The organism is Salinivibrio sp. IB872, from assembly GCF_001995345.1.
Taxonomy (GTDB): Bacteria; Pseudomonadota; Gammaproteobacteria; order Enterobacterales; family Vibrionaceae; genus Salinivibrio; species Salinivibrio proteolyticus.
Genome location: NZ_MUFO01000005.1, coordinates 70,619 through 89,225, shown reverse-complemented (window position 1 = coordinate 89,225; position 18,607 = coordinate 70,619). Strand labels below are relative to the sequence as shown.

Genomic DNA, 18,607 nt, shown 5'->3' with positions numbered 1-18,607 from the left:
AAGCGATGAGTGAATAGCGGGGATAGGTTATCGAAAAAAAGTCTGTGACTTTGCCTAGGTGTTGGCGTTTTGAAAGTGTCTTTAGCGGAGATTTCCTAAAGCGGAAAGACAGTCTATCTAGGTCGTTTTTTAAGGTCAACGTTTATGGATAAAAAAGATCGATTTGTCGTTCGCTTTGGTAAAATGGCTCGACAGATTGACTCGATAAAGTGAGTCCGGACAATAGCGTGATTGGCTTGTGGCCCAAAAGGATAGCTTGATGAGTAAAACATTTTCTCTTCGTTCTTCGTTCCAACCATCCGGTGATCAACCTGAAGCAATCAATAAATTATGTGAGGGGTTGGAAGCTGGGCTTGCACATCAGACCTTGTTAGGGGTCACGGGGTCGGGAAAAACCTTCACCATGGCGAATGTGATTGCAGAGCTTAATCGTCCGACCATGATTCTTGCCCCTAACAAAACATTAGCGGCGCAACTTTATGGCGAGATGAGAGAGTTTTTCCCTGATAATGCGGTTGAGTATTTTGTTTCCTACTACGACTACTATCAGCCGGAAGCCTATGTACCCTCTACCGATACTTTTATTGAGAAAGATGCATCAATAAACGATCACGTAGAGCAGATGCGACTCTCTGCAACAAAAGCGCTGATGGAGCGACGCGATGTGGTAATCGTGGCCTCTGTGTCAGCTATTTATGGTTTGGGGGATCCCGATTCCTATTTAAAAATGATGCTGCATATTCGCCGAGGCGACTTGCTTGATCAGCGTACTATCTTAAAGCGGCTCGCCGAGCTTCAGTATACGCGCAACGATCTCGCGTTTGAGCGAGGCACATTTCGGGTGCGCGGTGAAGTCATTGATATTTTCCCCGCCGAGTCTGATCAAGATGCCATCCGCGTTGAGCTATTTGATGATGAAGTTGAAACCATTAGCGTATTTGACCCCTTAACTGGCCAAGTCAGTGCCAGAGATATTCCGCGGTGTACGATTTATCCCAAAACGCACTATGTCACACCGCGAGAGCGGATTTTGGATGCGGTCGAGAAAATCAAAGTGGAGCTTGCTGAGCGGAAAAAGTATCTACTCGACAATAACAAACTTCTCGAAGAGCAGCGCATTACTCAGCGGACGCAGTTCGATATCGAAATGATGAACGAGTTGGGTTATTGCTCAGGCATTGAAAACTATTCGCGCTATCTGAGTGGACGCGCTGAGGGTGAGCCACCTCCGACGCTGTTCGATTATCTGCCTGCCGATGGACTGTTGATTATCGACGAGTCGCACGTGACTGTCTCTCAAATCGGGGCAATGTTTAAAGGCGACCGCTCAAGAAAAGAAACCCTCGTGGATTATGGCTTTAGGTTGCCATCAGCACTTGATAATCGCCCGCTAAAATTTGATGAGTTTGAAGCCCTGGCACCGCAAACGGTCTATGTCTCCGCAACGCCGGGTAATTATGAGCTTGAGAAATCCGCGGGAGATGTGATTGATCAAGTAGTGCGTCCTACCGGCCTGATTGACCCTGAGATTGAGGTACGGCCTGTTGCGACGCAGGTCGACGATTTGCTTTCCGAGGTTCGAGCGCGCCGAGAGCGCGATGAGCGGGTGTTAGTGACCACGCTCACCAAACGCATGGCCGAAGATCTGACTGAGTATATGCAAGAGCATGGCGTTCGCGTTCGGTATCTTCATTCTGATATTGATACGGTGGAACGTATGGAAATCATTCGTGACCTACGCTTGGGGGAGTTCGACGTATTGGTCGGGATCAACTTGCTTCGTGAGGGGCTTGATATGCCAGAAGTCTCTCTGGTCGCTATTTTGGATGCCGATAAAGAAGGCTTCTTGCGCTCTGAGCGTTCTTTGATTCAAACCATCGGGCGGGCGGCGCGTAACCTCCACGGTAAAGCGATTTTATATGGCGACAGTATTACAAAGTCGATGAAACGGGCGATTGATGAAACCGAACGACGTCGAGCTAAACAAATTGCCTATAATAATGAACATGGCATCACCCCGCAGAAATTGAACAAAAAAGTCATGGATGTGATGGAAATGGCGGCGGGTAAACGCGTGAAGAAAGGTAAGCCAGCCATGAAGTCGCTTCGCGCTGTGGCAGAGCCGGATGCAGATTATACACTGCAATCGCCTCAAGCCATTGATGCTCAAATTAAGAAGCTGGAAGGACAGATGTATGAAGCGGCGCAAAACTTAGAGTTCGAAAGCGCGGCACAATTACGCGATCAAATTCAAGTGCTGCGAGAGCAGTTTATCGCGAATAGCTAAATAAAAAAAAGCCAACCTAAAACGACAGGTTGGCTGTAGTGTTTCAGTGAGCATGTACTCACAAACAACGTCAGTTGGCTAGGTGACCCCAAAAGGGCCATCCTCTGTTATGCATTCAGCGTGCCAACTATTATAATGCGGCTTTACATGGACAAACCGTGTGGTTTTAGTGAGTTGTTATCATTAAACTGCAAATGTGATTGCATAATGCAACGCATTTCGCATACGCTCGCGCAATTATTATGAGCGTGACGCATAACAATTTCATCGATTATGGGATGCGAGACGCCACCCTCGGAGGACAAATGCCAACACTATCACACAGTAAACGCATACTGATGGTAGAAGACACCGCGTCAGTGGCTGCCCTTTACAAATCTTACCTAAACCCACTTGATGTGGAGGTAGAGATCGTTGGGACGGGTCAGGAAGCGCTGAATTTCTTTGCACAACAGGGTGATCAGCTCGCGCTAATTATACTCGATCTTCGTTTACCGGATATGTCGGGGATCGACGTATTGGCTCATGTCCGTGCGAACGCGCCAAGTTTGCCGGTGATCATTATGACCGCGCATGGGTCTATTGACGCGGCGGTGGATGCGATGCGCAATGGCGCCAACGATTTTCTGATCAAGCCGTGTGAAGCAGATCAACTTAGGGTGACGGTGAATAAATCACTCAAGCCAAAAGTAGCGAGTCAATCGCAGTCTGAACGGCAAGAGGGAGAATATCATGGCTTCATCGGTCGCAGTTTACCCATGCAAGCGGTCTATCGGGTTATAGAGTCGGCGGCGCCCAGTAAAGCGACCGTCTTTATTACCGGGGAAAGTGGCACGGGTAAAGAAGTGTGTGCCGAAGCAATCCATGCGGCAAGTACGCGCAGCAATAAACCTATTATTGCCTTGAACTGTGCGGCGATTCCCAAAGACTTGATTGAAAGTGAGCTATTTGGTCACGTGAAAGGTGCGTTTACAGGTGCAGCGGCTGAGCGTGATGGGGCAGCGGAGTTAGCGGATGGCGGCACCTTGTTCTTGGATGAGATTTGCGAAATGGATTTGGATTTGCAATCCAAATTGCTGCGATTTATCCAAACCGGCACGTTTCAAAAAGTCGGCTCTTCAAAGGTAAAAAAAGTGGATGTCCGTTTTGTGTGCGCCACAAACCGGGATCCTTGGTTAGAGGTTCAGCAAGGAAAGTTTCGCGAAGACTTATACTATCGACTCCATGTGATCCCACTCGCGCTTCCACCATTAAGAGACAGAGGCAGTGATGTCCTAGAAATTGCCAATGCCCTGTTGGCGCTGTTTTCTGCCGAGGAAGGAAAAGATTTTTGTCGCTTTAATGAAGCCGTTGTAAAACAATTGCTTGAGTATGATTGGCCCGGAAATGTTCGCCAACTTCAGAACGTAATTCGCAATATAGTGGTGCTGCACAATGGTGAGGAAGTCACTGCCGAAATGCTTCCGCCTCCTTTCGCGCGCGCATCTGGTGTCGAAATTGCATCGTCCCATCCGAACACTCGGTCAGAGGTGGCACTGCAAACGTTGACGGCACGCGAACAGAGTGATGATAACCTGAGTGCAATCAGTAAATCGGATATCGAACCGCTGTGGAAAACGGAAAAGCGTGCCATTGAAGTTGCGATTGATGCCTGTAATGGCAACATTCCGCAAGCAGCAGGGTTATTGGAAGTGAGCCCCTCGACCATTTATAGAAAATTACAAGCTTGGCAAAAAACTGCGGCGAATTAATGATAGGAAGCGGATGTATGGCCACCACAGTGAACACTGAAACATTACGTCGACTGGCTTTGGAAGTAGGGGAAGATACTGTCACCGTGCTTTTAACGGTATTTAGCGATGAGCTTTCCCAATATCATTCTCAGCTTTCAGGCTCACCGTCTATTGAGCAGGTACGAGAGATTAGTCATGCGATTAAAAGCAGCGCCGCCAGCTTTGGCGCAGACGATTTAGCGGAAATGGCCCGTGAATGTGAATCTCGTGTCCGTCAAGGACAAGATGAATGGATGTCGCACCATTTAGATGAGCTGACCGATATGCTACGCGGCACAGCATCGACTTACCGAGACTTAGCTGTTGAGCAAGACTTCATCAATAGCTTGACGTAGTTTGTCTCTGTCATGACGCCAACTGTGATTTGAAGAGGCCATTTGGGCCTCTTTTTGTTGATAACGTTCAGCTAAACTCGCCTCTGCCGTTTCACCCAACACCCAGTCGATTTGTCGTCCGCCCATCGCTCGTTCACACCATGTCAGCATGGTTGCCAAGGGCATTGCGCCGGCAGGCCCCAACTCTTTACCTAGGTTACGAATAAAGACGATTTTGGCTTGGCTCTGTTTGAGAGCGCGACTAAGTTCAGGAACCAGTAATGGGGGCATGACGCTGGTCAGAAAGCTTCCTGGTCCGAGCAAAATGACATCCGCCAACTCAATCGCTTCGACGGCTTCGCGAGTCGCCGGCACTGTCGGTGATAAGAATAGTCTTGAGGGTGGTTGAGGAAGCTCATCAACATGGGTTTCTCCAGCCACCGTCTCCCCATCGGCGGTCAGCGCAGCGAGATCAGAAGGGTGCTCTGACATAGGGAGAATATGTGTTTTTACATTCAGCAAATCACGGATCAACTGAATGGCTTCGAGCGGACGAACCGACAGGTTATCTAATGCGGTTAGGATTAAGTTCCCGAGGTTGTGACCGTTTAATTCCCCTTTACCTTTAAAACGGTACTCAAAGAGCATGGAGCCGACAGACGGTTCCGTGATGAGTTGATTAAGACAGTTACGCATATCTCCCCATGCGATCCCGCCTTGGCAGGCACGGATACGGCCCGTCGAGCCGCCATTATCTGTAGTGGTGACTATGCCTGTGACACGACTGCCATGCTCGCTTAGCGCCGACAGCACGCGGCCAAGTCCGTGTCCGCCACCAATGGCGACAATGCGGGTTGTTCGATCAGAAAGAGGCGATAAGGTCATGAGTAACCGTTAGATGTGCTATGTACGTAAACGCTGAGTTTACTGAATAAGTGACCGAAAGTGTAAAAGTCAGAGCAGGGTTTTGTGAATTGGCAATAAAAAAGGGTAACTGTGGTGGTTACCCTTGCCTATAAAATCACCAAATCAAGTGAATAGGCCAAATCGCAAGGCAGCACTAAAAATAGGGGGATAAAGAGGTGACGCTCGACACGTCACCGCTTTTGCGTTTGTTTGGCCGCGTTAATGCGGATCTTGCATCATGCTAAGAAGGTAATCCCGCGTGGTGCCACAAGAGTTGTTGGCCATCAGCTGCTGTTTCTCTGTAGTAGGAAGTGGCAGCAATTCGAGCCAACGCTGACACAGCCAGCTCAGGTTAGAAAACTCGGTTTGACGGTGCATTTTTTGCAACTCTGGATACCGTTCAAACATCGACTGTAATCGCTCGACAAGAGGGTGGCTTTGGTCGTCTACTTGACAATCGGGCCAGCGAGGCAGTGCACGCACAGAAGCAAACAGCATCTCGCTCTGTTGTTGGTTAAAAGTTTGGATTGAAAAACGTGCAGTGCCGCGGGCGGTGACAACTAAACATCCATCTTCCTGGCTGGTGGTGAAGTCTTCGATATCGACAAAGGTGCCAATATTGGTGTGTTGCCATTGGCTGTTGCTGTCCGCCATACACACGCCCAACGGTAACCCATGCTTCATGGCGAATACGAGCGTATTCAGCGCATTACCCGCAGGGATACGAAGCGGAATTCTACCTCCAGGTAGAATGTGGCGGTCGTTAAACAAAATCGGTGTAGATTGAGCCATAATGCACCCCCTGACGAGCAAATAAAACGGTCTAGTAATCTAGATAGTGCAAAAGGGGTGCCTACTTTTCTAAATGCCCATGTATCCTAGTAAGGACAAGGGAAGCCGGTGTTTTTAAGACAAGTAGAATCGGTTTAGTCGCATTTTGCGACGCAAATGTATGAGCTTTTGTACTATTCTGCAATGACGCTTATGAAGACGGTTGGCGGCTCCACTTGCTGAGTTGACGATAACACTGAGTTTCGGCGCGATTGAGCTCGTCCATGATGGCTTGGATGTCTTCTTGTTGTTGCTGCAAGCGACGTTGACGTTGCTGAATGGCTTGAATCATTTGTTGGAGTGCGCGTGGTGTATTTTTTTCCGCGTCGTACAGTTCAAAAAGCTCTCTCATTTCTGCCAAAGAAAAGCCGAGGCGTTTTCCCCTCACAATAAGAGACAGGCGTAAATAGTCTTGATATCGATATAAGCGCTGCTGACCTTTACGCTCAGGCGCGATTAATCCTTCAGCCTCATAATAGCGAATGGCTCGATGTGACAGGCCAAAGAGTGTTGCCAGTTCAGAAATTTTGTAGCGATGGTTGACCGAGGTTGCCATTGCATCAATGTCCCTATTGTTGCACGTTGCTGCATAGTAACCGAGCTCAGCGACATCGCAAGGTATGGCGTCGGTATTTTTGGATAAAAAAATAGCCTCCGAGGGAGGCTATTAATTATTTACTTTCACTCGCAACTGTTAGCTGTCGCGTTGTGGTTTTTTACCCTTATTTGGGTTGTAACCATGACGAACGCGCGCGCACAGTGGGCGAGAGGTTGAACCTTGTGGTCTCATTGTCAGTTGTAGCTCTTTGTCGGAAGTGAAAACTGTGATGGTGTCGGGAACAACTCACCATCACGTGTATGATGGGCTAGATGTAATCGAATAACAATCTTATTTGCTCAAAAAAGCAACGATATTGGTATTTGGTCTAAACAGAGACTTATTATCATTTAATGTTATTAAAACAACTCGGTAAGCGGTCGATAACGCGCGGTGGAGTATCCATTGACAGTGTTTTGCTTTTCCTGTGACAAAGGTGTAGCTTAAATGTTGCACAAGCGGTTTGTACTCAAACGCCTTGTAGGGCTCCAATCGCCTTAGTTTGAGTGTCTGTGCCGAATGGCTACTTGTTCAGGAGGACACAATGAAGCACAAGCGCTATAGCAATAAGAAAATCAAAGAAATGATCCACGACGCAGTACCACAAATGGAAAAAGCCCGGGAAGAAGGGCGTTCTTTATACGATCAGGATAGAGACTCGGCTCAGGAGGACCACCCCGCTTTCGAAACCGATGAGGCTAAAAAATAGGATTTGATTTCTTTGACCTAGCCAGCGAATTTCGCTGGCTTTTTTATATCTAGGCTGAGGTGAAGACTCACTGCTCCTAACTAAAATATTGATAAATATGTTATTTATTTGGTCGCTCCTATCAGCGCTGAGAGCGGTTGTTTTGTGACCGTGGTACCTCTCTGACATTATGGTAAAGCGTTAGGGTTGAGTTTTATTGACAAATAGCGTTTAGTGGCATCATTTACATATGAGTAACATTTTCGGGTTTGAGCTGAGTGTGATCGTCTGCAGATAAATAGTGTCATAGCGGTTTGTCCGTTTTTCGAGCGGAATGATAGCCGCAAATGGCTAGCCAGTACGCAGAAACAGTATAAATGGAAATTTATTCGGTTTTTTTATTCTTTCTGTGAATAAAGTGCTATCTGCGACAGCTCTTACCAGCGCAATGTTCTTATTCTATGTTTTTATCTAGTTAAATATGAGTTTTTATTGCCGTTTTATGGCAAAATACTTCAGTGTTGTGGCAAAACACAGCGCTGATTGGTAATGTTTTGCCATTAATCCGCACAGGTCGGTGAGCAATACGTGTTTAGGCACGAAGGACGCTTTATCCCCTGTGTTGATTGTCACGGATGCATATAGCGATTGTTATGGAGTTACACGATGAAGCTAAACACGATCACCCGAACCCTCTTTATGGGCGCTGGCCTATCTCTGGCTCTTACAGGATGTAGTGAACCAGAGCAAAAACAAACCTCCCAAACGAGCCCTGAAACGAAAACCGAAGCGCCTGCTGGTGAGCCGAAACTTGCTGAAGTGCAAGAGTTGGTTCGTGGTAATGGTGCAGAAGTCGCGTCACTCGACCCGCACAAGACTCAAGGCGTACCTGAATCTCACGTCATTCGTGATTTGCTGGAAGGCTTGGTTAACCAAGACGCCGACGGCAATGTGATCCCTGGGGTCGCAGAGCGCTGGGAAAACAAAGACAACAAAGTGTTCACCTTTTACTTGCGTAAGGATGCTAAGTGGTCAAACGGCGATCCTGTCACCGCACACGACTTTGAATACAGCTTTAAACGTGTTGTCGATCCGAATACCGCGTCACCATACTCATGGTATGTCGCTTATACCCATATGCTCAATGCCAAAGACATTGTTGATGGCACCAAAGACAAAGACACTTTGGGTGTGAAAGCGCTCGACGATCACACCCTGCAAGTCACCTTAGATACCGCGGTGCCTTATTTGGTGAAAATGATGGGTCATACCACCATGAAGCCAGTCAACCAAAAAGTCGTTGAGAAGTATGGCGATCAGTGGACAAAACCCGAGCACTTTGTGGGTAATGGCGCTTATGTCGTTGATAACTGGGTAATCAATGAGCGCATTGATCTCAAGCGTAACGAACAGTATTGGGATAATGAAAACACGACGTTAGATAAAGTGACTTTCTTACCAATTGAAAACCAAGTTTCGGAAATGAATCGTTTCTTGGCCGGTGAGATTGATATGACGTATGAAATTCCCAACGAGCATTTCCGTCGTCTTAAACAGGAGCACCCTGAAGATCTTTCGATCGTTGGTAACCTGTGTAGCTACTATTACCTGTTCAACACTAAACGCGAGCCCTTTGATGATGTTCGTGTACGTAAAGCCTTGTCTTACGCCATTGACCGTAATGTCGTGACTGACGCGCTACTGGGCCAAGGCCAAAAGCCTGCTTACTTCCTCACGCCAGAAATTACAGCGGGCTTCTCACCAGAGTTACCGGCTTATGCGAAAATGACCCAAGAAGAGCGTGATGCAGAAGCAAAACGTCTTCTCAAGGAAGCCGGTTTTGACGAAAGTAATCCACTTGATTTCTCATTGCTCTACAACACCAGTGAGAACCACAAAAAACTGGCCGTTGCGATTGGTCAAATGTGGAAAGACAAGCTGGGTGTGAATGTAGAGCTCAACAACCAAGAGTGGAAAACTTACCTGAGCACCAAGGATGAAGGTGACTTTGATGTGGCACGCGCCGGTTGGTGTGGTGACTATAACGAAGCCTCTACCTTCTTAACATTGATGCGCAGTACCAATACAACAGGCGGTGTGCATTACGACAGTAAAGCCTACGATGCCATCATGCAAAAAGCGATGGAAACCACGGACGATGCTGAGCGTGAGCAACTGTACCTAGACGCAGAAGCGCAAATGGCGAAAGACATGCCAATCGCGCCTATCTATCAGTATGTTAAAGCGCGTCTCCTTAGCCCTAAAGTGGGCGGGTTCCCTGCGAATAACGCTGAAGAGAAGATCTTCTCTAAAGATCTTTACATTAAAGCGGAATAAACTCCTGATTCACAGCTAACTAAGGGAGTCGCCATCGGCGACTTCCTTGGCTGGCTGTCGCTGTCTGTGAGGTCTATTCAGACAGCGCTCGCTGTGATTCTCAAAACGATACGGTACAGCTATGTTGAAATTTATCGCTAAGCGAATTTTGGAAGCCATTCCAACTTTGTTGGTATTGATCACTGTTTCCTTTTTCTTAATGCGGTTTGCGCCCGGCAACCCTTTTTCAAGTGAGCGTCCGTTACCCCCAGAGGTAATGGCCAACATTAATGCTAAGTATGGCTTGGATAAGCCGGTGTTCGAACAATACACCACCTACCTTGGCAATATTTTACAGGGTGACTTTGGTCCCTCATTTAAATACATCGATTTCTCGGTGAACGAGCTGATCGCGGGGGCATTTCCAGTCTCTGCCCAAATCGGCGCCTTGGCGTTTTTGTTCACTTTAGTGTTTGGGGTTACGATTGGCACCATTGCGGCACTTAAGCAAAACACGTGGATTGACTATGCCATCATGTCGACAGCCATGCTTGGGGTAGTAATGCCATCATTTGTTCTCGCCCCGGTGTTGATTTACATCTTCTCGATTAATCTCGGTTGGCTTCCTGCTGGTGGCTGGCAAGGTGGTGGCTGGCAATTCATGATCCTACCCATGATAGGCATGTCGCTGCTTTACGTGGCAACATTTGCGCGTGTTACTCGAGGCAGCATGATTGAAACCTTGAATAGTAACTTCATTCGTACCGCTCGCGCGAAAGGGCTGAGCTACCCCAAAATTATTGTTAAGCATGCACTGAAGCCGGCGATGCTACCGGTTGTTTCCTACATGGGGCCTGCGTTTGTGGGGATTATTACCGGTTCGGTTGTGATTGAAACCATCTTTGGTTTGCCTGGCATCGGTAAGTTGTTCGTGAACGCAGCATTTAACCGCGACTATTCACTGGTACTGGGCTGCACCATCTTAATTGGTACGCTCACCATTCTGTTTAACGCTATCGTCGATATCCTGCTGGCGTATATCGATCCTAAGATCCGTTACTAGGGGTGACATAATGCTGACGAAAAAAGAAAATATTGACGCCCTCGAGAGCTTCTCTGAACAAGTCGATGTGAAGGGTCGAAGCTTATGGCAAGATGCTGCGGTGCGTTTTCGACGCAACCGTGCGGCGATGGCAAGTTTGGTCATCCTATTTTTGATTGGTCTTAGTGTAATTATTGGGCCGCACCTAAGTGCCTATGCCTACGATGCGACCGACTGGTATGCTATTCATGCTGCGCCATCATTTGGTATGGAGGGGCATTGGTTTGGTACCGATGCGCTAGGACGTGATTTGTTTACCCGCACCATGATGGGCGGACGCATTTCGATTATGGTCGGCGTCATGGGGGCACTCGTCGCGGTGCTGATTGGTACGCTATATGGTGCCACATCAGGCTTTATTGGCGGCCGCACGGATGCCGTCATGATGCGTTTGGTCGAGATCCTCCAATCGATTCCATTCATGTTCTTTGTGATTGTGTTGGTCACCTTCTTTGGCCGTAATATCGTGTTGATCTTCGTGGCCATCGGCTGTATTGCATGGCTAGACATGGCGCGTATTGTTCGTGGTCAAACCCTAAGTTTACGCAGCAAAGAATTCGTCGAAGCCGCGCACGTTTCAGGGGTCAGTACGCGCCATATTATTACGCGCCATATCGTGCCAAACGTACTCGGTATTGTTGCGGTTTACTCGACCTTGCTTGTGCCCAATATGATTTTGTTTGAATCATTCCTAAGTTTCTTGGGACTCGGGGTGCAAGAGCCGATGACCAGTTGGGGGGCGTTGTTGCAAGAGGGCTCTCAAACGATGGAACTCGCGATTTGGCAATTGCTTTTCCCTGCGGCCTTTATGGTGATGACACTGTTTTGCTTTAACTATGTCGGCGATGGTTTACGCGATGCGTTAGACCCGAAAGACAGATAAGTCATTTAGGGTTCTTACCGTAAAAAAGCAAAAATATGGGAAAGCGCAGGTTTATCGCCTGCGCTTTTTTGTTATGGTCTAGTTACAAGTGTTTCAAGGATGAGAATAGCGCTGGCGTTATGCGAGTGCGTTGTAATGACAAGGAGCTGTCATGAAATCCCTTTCAATCCAATGGAAAGTCACGCTAGTGGCTGGCGCCTGTGTTGCCATTACGGCAGCAGCGCTGCTGAGTTTTTCGTCGTACGTGAATCAGCAATTCCATCAAACCGTCAGCGCTGCGAGTACGCAGAGCTTAAAACAATCCGCACAGCGCTTAGCGACAAGTCAAGCACAAGTGCAAGCCACCCATGTTCAACGTTCGCTTGATGAGGCGGTGTACCGCGCACAAATGCTGGCCCAAAGTGTGGTGTATTTACAGTATAACGCGGAGCAAAATTTTACGGATAGTGGTGAGCTTCGCGGCTCGATTAATGAACTCGTCCGTCGCTCGGTCGTGAACTTCGACAGTGTACAAGCAGCGTTTGTCGTGTTTAAGCCCAATGCACTTGACCAAGAAGATGAGTTTTACCAATTAGACAGCGAACGCGGCGCCAATGCCGCAGGTCGCTTTGCCAGTCTATGGCAAAAGCGTGGTGACCAGTTGACGCCATCAGTGCTGAGCGAATCACAAATTAATGATACCGCCCGCACCGCCTCCGGGCAGCCCAGCAATTATTGGTATCAATGCCCGCTCAGCCAAGGTACAGCTTGTGTGTCTGCCCCCCAAAGCGATACAGAAGGCTTGCATGTTACGATTTCCTCACCGCTGATGCGTGATAGTGACGTGCTCGGTGTACTGGGTATTGAGATCCAATTGAATGATCTACAAGCCTTGATTGAGCAAGCGGACCAAGCACTCTTTGACGGCCGTGGGCATATTAGTGTGATCAGCCAGCGTGGTCAGCTGGTGGCAACCGATGAGCCAAATGCATTGGGGAGTGATATCTCGCAATTGCGTTATACACCATCTCAGCTGTCAGAGTGGGTAAGTGCAGGGGACGCGAAAACGCAGTGGCAGCAAGGCCAATTAATGACCTATGTGCCGATTGCGTTACCCAGAGCAACATGGGGAGTGCTCATTTCGCTGCCGGAACAAGCATTGCTGGCGAGTGCGACACAGCTAGCGTCGCAGATAACCGCGCAACGCGCGCAAGCCGCCACAACTGAGCGTACCTTGGGCGTGATTGCCATTCTACTGGCTTTAGTCGTCGTGAGTCTTGCTGCACGGCAAATTGTTAAACCATTACGCCTTTTAGCCGCTCGGTTAGCGGAGATTGCGGATGGTGATGGCGACCTGACTCAGCGCATTGTCCTTAAAAACCGCGATGAAATTGGTGTATTAGCTGGGCGGTTTAATCGCTTTCTCGATAAGCTCCAGCCCATCATGGCAAACGTGATTGATAGCGTTAAAGAAGCGGAACACACCGCTAAAGAAGTATCACGCGTGGCGGCGCAAACTCGAGATGGTAGTCGTGAACAAGTCTCAAGCTTGGACGCGGTGGCAACGGCCTCGGAACAAATGACGCAAACGGCCACGCAAGTCGCCCGCCATACTGAATCCGCGCTGAGCGCGGCCAGTGCCGTGAACACTGCGACGGAGCGTGGGGAGGCGATTGTCACAACCTCGTCTGAAGCGATGGCGCGTTTGGTCGAGACACTCAATGGTGCCACGCATGATGCGCAAGCTTTACATAAAAGCAGCCAAGACATTACCGAAATTTTAACCGTTATTGATACCATGTCAGAGCAAACCAATTTGCTTGCGTTAAACGCGGCCATTGAAGCGGCGCGCGCAGGGGAGCAGGGGCGCGGGTTTGCGGTGGTCGCAGATGAAGTCCGAGAATTGGCCCAGCGAACCAACCAGTCTATCTCGCAGATCCGTACCGTTATTGACTCGCTGCAGTCAGGGGCTGACTCCGTTGTCTCTGCTATTCACGATGGTAATCAACTGGCAGATCATACCGCGGAAAAAGTGCAAGAAACCGTAACCAGCCTAGATCAAATACGTGCGGCGATGCAGGAGATGATGGATCTGAATAGTGAAATAAGTGCTGCGGCTGAACAACAAAGTGCCGTCTCAGGCGATGTCACCCAAAACGTGACGCATATTCGTCAGCGCAGTGATGAACTCTTGTCGCATGCTGAATCTACCGCCAGCATCGCTAGCCAGCTTGAAGGGTTAGCAGGCCGCCAGCGTGCGCTCACGGCCCAATTTAAAGTATAACCTTGATGAGACGCGGTTACTCTGGTGCTTCCTCGAGAGGATACCAGTAGCCGCGATTGACCCAAAGCGTGAGCATCGGCCAAAACAGGCTATTGTCAGCGGCATCGCCGAGGGTTTCCCAATCAATAAAGCGCTGATTACATAATGCTGGGGTGAGTGACTCACACCCTGCTGGTAAATCAAAGCTTTCACCGAGCATAAAAATCATTTCAGGCTGGTCTGGGTGATAAAACGCACGCAAGCCACTGAGTTTTTCTAAGCAAAGCCCATCTTGCATGGCGGCTTTGAGGCTATTAGGCTGCCACTGCGGATCGGGGCTGAGCAAGTCGAGCTCGTGTCGAGCCTGAGAGAGAAACTCGCCAATCCAGCGCTTTTTACGGGTTTCGTCGTGCATTAACGCCATCATCATCTCATCCATTTGCGCGAGATGTTGTGGATCCAATGCTGCCGGTGCGTCGGGTTGTGCTTGCATGGCTGGCCAATGGAAATGATGGTCGCCTGCTTCATCGACGATAACTTGGTCGGCATAGCTACTCAATAGCTCGCGGGCTTTTGGTGAGCGATAGCCAATTGAGTAACTGAGCGAGGGCTCTAGCGTATCCCCTTCATGCGGAAAGCCTGGTGGGATATAAAGAATGTCGCCCGGCTCTAACACCACATCGATGATGGCATCGAAGCCGGTAATTTGCTTGAGACCTGTTTCCAAATTGGCTTCTTGATACTGCCCCTTGGGCCCCACACGCCAGCGACGACGCCCTTGGCCTTGCACAATAAAGACATCATATTGATCAATATGAGGACCAACGCCGCCATGCGGTTGGGAATAGCACACCATAAGATCGTCGAATAACCACTGAGGCAGTGTCGAAAAGGCACTGGCTAACTCGCGGGCGCTCGGGTGCCAGTGGTTGGCTGCCTGAACAATCAGTTGCGCGTGAGTATCAGGAAAGTCGCTAAAATCCTCAAACGGTCCGTGGGCAACCTGCCATTGCCCATTCGCGTGTGTCACCATGCGAGAATCAATATCGGCTTCCATCGCCAAGCCTGCGACTTCCTCTGGGTCGATGGGATCCTCGAAGTCTATAAAGCCTTGGCGGATAACGGTAGGCGCTTGGTGCCAATAGGTGGACATAAAGTCGGCAATGGAAAATTGAAACTGATACATAGCATCACAGGTTAAGAAATTTGCGGCAGTATAACGCGCTGAGCGGGGCGGTGCGAGGGGGATAAAAAACGGCCTCCAAATGGAGGCCGTGAGGTATGGGAGCGTTTTGCTTAAAGTTTGTCAGTGAGCTTGACCGCATCACCAATATAATTGGCAGGCGTCATTTGCTTAAGACGCGCTTTTTCATGCTCTGGTAAATCAAGGCCATCGATAAACTGGCGCATGCCTTCACCATCGACACGTTTCCCGCGTGTAAGCTCTTTCAGCTTCTCGTACGGCTTCTCAATCCCATAACGACGCATTACGGTTTGAACGGGCTCTGCCAGTACTTCCCAGTTTTTGTCCAATTCAGCTTCGAGCGCCGCTTGGTTCACTTCCAGTTTGCTGATCCCTTTAAGGGTCGAGGTATAAGCAATCAAGGTGTAGCCTACACCCACGCCCAAGTTACGCAGCACGGTGGAGTCAGTCAGATCTCGCTGCCAACGGGAAATCGGTAGCTTTTGGCCCAGATGAGAGAAAATCGCGTTCGCCAACCCTAGGTTGCCTTCCGAGTTTTCAAAATCAATCGGATTCACTTTATGTGGCATGGTCGATGAACCAATTTCGCCCGCAATGGTTTTTTGCTTAAAGTGGCCGAGTGCAATATAGCCCCAGATATCGCGGTCAAAATCGATCAAGATAGTATTAAAGCGCGAGACGGCATCAAAAAGCTCAGCAATGTAATCATGCGGCTCAATTTGGGTTGTATACGGGTTCCAATCAATACCAAGCGAGGTGACAAAGGCTTCGCTGTAGGCGTGCCAATCAATCTCTGGATAGGCTGAGAGGTGCGCATTGTAGTTACCGACTGCGCCGTTGATCTTACCGAGAATTTCAGTGCTCTCGACTTGTTTGATTTGGCGCGCCATGCGGTAGGCAACGTTCGCCATCTCTTTACCCATGGTCGAAGGAGACGCAGGCTGGCCGTGGGTGCGAGAGAGCATAGGCACATCACGGAACTGCTGAGCCAGATCTTTCACCGCCGCTTCAAGGCGCTTCATCTCAGGTAAGATAACGGTATCGCGCGCTTCTTTAAGCATCAGCGCGTGAGACAGGTTATTGATGTCTTCAGAGGTACAAGCGAAGTGGATAAATTCGTTAACTGCATTCAGCTCAAGGTTGTCAGCCACTTTTTCTTTTAAAAAGTATTCAACCGCTTTGACGTCATGGTTGGTGGTGCGCTCAATCTCTTTGATGCGCGCAGCGTCTTGCTCACTAAATTCAGCGGCAATGCGATCCAATAATGCATTGGCCTCATCACTAAACGCAGGCACTTCTGTGATGCTGTCAGTCGCAGCAAGCTTTTGCAGCCAGCGGATCTCGACGATGGTACGATACTTCRATAATCCAAATTCACTAAAAATCGATCGCAACGCAATCGTTTTCGTGCCATATYGGCCATCGACCGGGGAAACAGCAGTCAGCGCTGACAGTTCCATTTTTTGTCTCCTGAGTTCAATCTGATTAGGTACGGGCTAGAATGATTTTGGCCTGTTCAACCATGTTTTTACGGCCAAAGATGAGGTGTCTGCGTTTGCCGCCAACTTGGCGCCATAATACAGCACTGCGGATCCCTGACAGCAAAATGGCACGCACGCGATGTTGAACACCGGTTTGTTGTAAATGCTGAGGGTCACCAGAAACTTGAATCCGTGGGCCCAGCGGGCTGATCACGTCGAGGTAAATGCTGGCAAGGTTACTGATCATCTGCTCATCGAGCAAATCGAAATGGCTGACTTGGCGCTCGATGGTTTCAATACGATCACCGAGCTGGGCCATCGCATCACGGCGACTGGCAAGCTTACGCTCTAAAGCCAATAGGTTGATGAGATAGCGCGTCAGCTCCGTCCCATTACGGCCGTTATCGAGTTGATGGATCAGTGTTTCCAAGCCAATACGTAGGCCGCGTTCGCCATCACCTGTGATTTCCCCCGCCTCGCCACGAAAGACGTCGAGGGTCGAGGAAGGGTTGGTCACAATTATGCTGCTTAAACTGGTGCGCAGCGCATCTTGGTCGCAATATCCCTGACGGGATACATCTTGCACCAACTTGGCTGCTTGACAAATGCTCGCAAAGGCGAGGGTGCGATCATAAATCGTCTCTGCCACTGATCACGGCTCCTTAAATGCGTTGCTCGATGATGCCACCGCCAAGACAAACGTCGCCATCATAAAACACGGCAGATTGGCCAGGCGTAACGGCAATTTGCGGTTCATCGAAAGTAACTTTAATCGTGTCATTATCGATAGGCGTGATAGTACATGATATATCGTGCTGACGGTATCGTGTTTTCACCGCACAGCGACGTGGCTCAGTGATAATTTCGCGATCGACCCAGTGCAATTGGGCGGCAATTAAGCCTTCTGAATACAAACGAGGATGGTCGTGACCCTGACCGACAATCAGTACATTGCGCGCGACATCTTTATCGACGACATACCAAGGGGCTTCGCTACCATTACCGCCTTTCATGCCGCCAATCCCCAGCCCTTTTCGTTGGCCGAGTGTGTGATACATCAGGCCTTGGTGTTCACCAATGACGTCGCCGTCCGTGGTTTCAATCGGGCCCGGTTGTGCCGGCAAGTACTTAGCAAGAAAATCAGTAAACTTGCGCTCACCAATAAAACAAATACCGGTCGAGTCTTTCTTTTTCGCGGTCACGAGGCCTTGTTCTTCAGCAATTTGGCGTACTTGTGGTTTTTCCAGTTCGCCCACGGGGAACAGACTCCGCGCGACCTGTTCATGGCTCAATGTATATAAGAAATAGCTTTGATCTTTATTGCCATCTAGGCCGCGCAACATTTGTGCTTTTTCGCCATTTTCTGGGAACGAACGGCGTACATAGTGACCCATAGCAATGTAGTCAGCGTCTAGCACTTCGTCGGCAAATTCGAGAAATGCCTTAAATTTGATTTCTTTGTTACAAAGAATGTCTGGATTAGGCGTGCGGCCTGCTTTGTACTCCGTTAGGAAGTGCTCGAAAACATTATCCCAATACTCAGCGGCGAAGTTGATGGTGTGCAGTTCAATGCCTAGCTTATCGCAGACAGCTTGTGCATCGGCCAAGTCTTCTGCAGCAGAGCAGTATTCTTCGTTGTCATCCTCTTCCCAGTTTTTCATAAACAGGCCTTCGACCTGATAACCCTGTTGTTTCAACAAGTAGGCAGAAACGGACGAATCAACACCGCCGGACATTCCGACAATCACTTTTTTGCTGCTGTTATCTGACATGGTGATCACAAATGCTGCTATCAATAAACGGACGCTGAGTTTAACAGAATCAAATCGCCGGATACAGATGTGATAAGGCTCACACGTTAACCGTTATCTAAAGTAGATAGATAGTTGCGTGGACGGTGACCGATGCAGCTTATGTTGATGCGATTAAATATCAATGGCGGACATAGTCTGTGATTGGGTG

The 18,607-nt window shown here is 49.0% G+C and carries 15 protein-coding genes; 8 read left to right on the top strand and 7 right to left on the bottom strand.

Features of this window, described 5'->3' with window-relative positions:
* The first annotated feature begins 259 nt into the window (after positions 1–259).
* The 3 genes from uvrB (at position 260) to BZJ18_RS04165 (ending at position 4,415) form a co-directional block, all read left to right on the top strand.
* A complete protein-coding gene (uvrB, locus tag BZJ18_RS04175; RefSeq protein ID WP_077455456.1) occupies positions 260–2,287 on the top strand; it encodes an excinuclease ABC subunit UvrB in 2,028 nt (675 codons plus the stop codon).
* Between the two features lie 305 nt (positions 2,288–2,592).
* Positions 2,593–4,038: a quorum-sensing sigma-54 dependent transcriptional regulator LuxO gene (gene luxO / locus BZJ18_RS04170; RefSeq protein ID WP_241824914.1), complete on the top strand. Its 1,446-nt coding sequence runs from the start codon at positions 2,593–2,595 to the stop codon at positions 4,036–4,038.
* Between the two features lie 17 nt (positions 4,039–4,055).
* Positions 4,056–4,415, top strand: coding sequence for an Hpt domain-containing protein (locus tag BZJ18_RS04165; protein WP_069590917.1), 360 nt, complete (start codon positions 4,056–4,058; stop codon positions 4,413–4,415).
* Here BZJ18_RS04165 and BZJ18_RS04160 read toward each other — a convergent pair.
* The 3 genes from BZJ18_RS04160 to BZJ18_RS04150 form a co-directional block, all read right to left on the bottom strand.
* Positions 4,377–5,279, bottom strand: a complete 903-nt coding sequence (locus tag BZJ18_RS04160; RefSeq protein ID WP_077455455.1) for a YvcK family protein — start codon at positions 5,277–5,279, stop codon at positions 4,377–4,379. The genes BZJ18_RS04165 and BZJ18_RS04160 overlap by 39 nt on opposite strands.
* A 240-nt stretch (positions 5,280–5,519) precedes the next feature.
* On the bottom strand, positions 5,520–6,092 hold the full coding sequence (locus tag BZJ18_RS04155; RefSeq protein WP_077455454.1) for an LON peptidase substrate-binding domain-containing protein: 573 nt from the start codon (positions 6,090–6,092) through the stop codon (positions 5,520–5,522).
* Between the two features lie 190 nt (positions 6,093–6,282).
* Positions 6,283–6,687 (bottom strand): MerR family transcriptional regulator, encoded by a 405-nt coding sequence (locus tag BZJ18_RS04150; protein WP_069590921.1) that lies wholly within the window; start codon positions 6,685–6,687, stop codon positions 6,283–6,285.
* A 586-nt stretch (positions 6,688–7,273) separates the two neighbouring features.
* On the opposite strand from BZJ18_RS04150, the gene BZJ18_RS17250 reads away from it, so the two are divergent.
* From BZJ18_RS17250 to BZJ18_RS04130, 5 genes are all read left to right on the top strand, one after another.
* Positions 7,274–7,438, top strand: a complete 165-nt coding sequence (locus tag BZJ18_RS17250; protein WP_157893162.1) for a hypothetical protein — start codon at positions 7,274–7,276, stop codon at positions 7,436–7,438.
* A 645-nt stretch (positions 7,439–8,083) separates the two neighbouring features.
* Complete coding sequence (locus BZJ18_RS04145; RefSeq protein WP_077455453.1) at positions 8,084–9,754, top strand: ABC transporter substrate-binding protein; 1,671 nt, start codon at positions 8,084–8,086, stop codon at positions 9,752–9,754.
* Between the two features lie 121 nt (positions 9,755–9,875).
* The gene (gene oppB, locus BZJ18_RS04140) at positions 9,876–10,796 is read left to right on the top strand and encodes an oligopeptide ABC transporter permease OppB (RefSeq protein WP_069590926.1); all 921 of its coding nucleotides are present in this window, start codon (positions 9,876–9,878) and stop codon (positions 10,794–10,796) included.
* Between the two features lie 10 nt (positions 10,797–10,806).
* The gene (gene oppC / locus BZJ18_RS04135) at positions 10,807–11,718 is read left to right on the top strand and encodes an oligopeptide ABC transporter permease OppC (RefSeq protein WP_069590927.1); all 912 of its coding nucleotides are present in this window, start codon (positions 10,807–10,809) and stop codon (positions 11,716–11,718) included.
* A 151-nt stretch (positions 11,719–11,869) separates the two neighbouring features.
* Entirely contained in the window at positions 11,870–13,981 is a 2,112-nt protein-coding gene (locus BZJ18_RS04130; RefSeq protein WP_077455452.1) for a methyl-accepting chemotaxis protein, read from the top strand.
* A gap of 16 nt (positions 13,982–13,997) precedes the next feature.
* Here the strand turns inward: BZJ18_RS04130 and BZJ18_RS04125 are convergent, their stop codons facing one another.
* The 4 genes from BZJ18_RS04125 to mnmA form a co-directional block, all read right to left on the bottom strand.
* Positions 13,998–15,146, bottom strand: a complete 1,149-nt coding sequence (locus tag BZJ18_RS04125) for a ribosomal protein uL16 3-hydroxylase (protein ID WP_077455451.1) — start codon at positions 15,144–15,146, stop codon at positions 13,998–14,000.
* Between the two features lie 110 nt (positions 15,147–15,256).
* The gene (gene purB, locus BZJ18_RS04120; RefSeq protein ID WP_077455450.1) at positions 15,257–16,624 is read right to left on the bottom strand and encodes an adenylosuccinate lyase; all 1,368 of its coding nucleotides are present in this window, start codon (positions 16,622–16,624) and stop codon (positions 15,257–15,259) included.
* A gap of 25 nt (positions 16,625–16,649) precedes the next feature.
* Positions 16,650–17,294 (bottom strand): high frequency lysogenization protein HflD, encoded by a 645-nt coding sequence (gene hflD, locus BZJ18_RS04115; RefSeq protein WP_069587346.1) that lies wholly within the window; start codon positions 17,292–17,294, stop codon positions 16,650–16,652.
* Positions 17,295–17,307: 13 nt separating this feature from the next.
* Entirely contained in the window at positions 17,308–18,417 is a 1,110-nt protein-coding gene (mnmA, locus tag BZJ18_RS04110; protein ID WP_077455473.1) for a tRNA 2-thiouridine(34) synthase MnmA, read from the bottom strand.
* Positions 18,418–18,607: the final 190 nt, after the last annotated feature.

Excerpts from the sequence above, each read along its gene's own strand:
- mnmA (WP_077455473.1), bottom strand. The coding sequence starts at position 18,417 with ATGTCAGATAACAGCAGCAAAAAAGTGATTGTCGGAATGTCCGGCGGT.
- BZJ18_RS04130 (WP_077455452.1), top strand. The coding sequence starts at position 11,870 with ATGAAATCCCTTTCAATCCAATGGAAAGTCACGCTAGTGGCTGGCGCC.
- oppC (WP_069590927.1), top strand. The coding sequence starts at position 10,807 with ATGCTGACGAAAAAAGAAAATATTGACGCCCTCGAGAGCTTCTCTGAA.
- BZJ18_RS17250 (WP_157893162.1), top strand. The coding sequence starts at position 7,274 with ATGAAGCACAAGCGCTATAGCAATAAGAAAATCAAAGAAATGATCCAC.
- luxO (WP_241824914.1), top strand. The coding sequence starts at position 2,593 with ATGCCAACACTATCACACAGTAAACGCATACTGATGGTAGAAGACACC.
- BZJ18_RS04165 (WP_069590917.1), top strand. The coding sequence starts at position 4,056 with ATGGCCACCACAGTGAACACTGAAACATTACGTCGACTGGCTTTGGAA.
- BZJ18_RS04160 (WP_077455455.1), bottom strand. The coding sequence starts at position 5,279 with ATGACCTTATCGCCTCTTTCTGATCGAACAACCCGCATTGTCGCCATT.
- BZJ18_RS04125 (WP_077455451.1), bottom strand. The coding sequence starts at position 15,146 with ATGTATCAGTTTCAATTTTCCATTGCCGACTTTATGTCCACCTATTGG.
- BZJ18_RS04150 (WP_069590921.1), bottom strand. The coding sequence starts at position 6,687 with ATGGCAACCTCGGTCAACCATCGCTACAAAATTTCTGAACTGGCAACA.
- BZJ18_RS04145 (WP_077455453.1), top strand. The coding sequence starts at position 8,084 with ATGAAGCTAAACACGATCACCCGAACCCTCTTTATGGGCGCTGGCCTA.
- BZJ18_RS04155 (WP_077455454.1), bottom strand. The coding sequence starts at position 6,092 with ATGGCTCAATCTACACCGATTTTGTTTAACGACCGCCACATTCTACCT.
- uvrB (WP_077455456.1), top strand. The coding sequence starts at position 260 with ATGAGTAAAACATTTTCTCTTCGTTCTTCGTTCCAACCATCCGGTGAT.
- oppB (WP_069590926.1), top strand. The coding sequence starts at position 9,876 with ATGTTGAAATTTATCGCTAAGCGAATTTTGGAAGCCATTCCAACTTTG.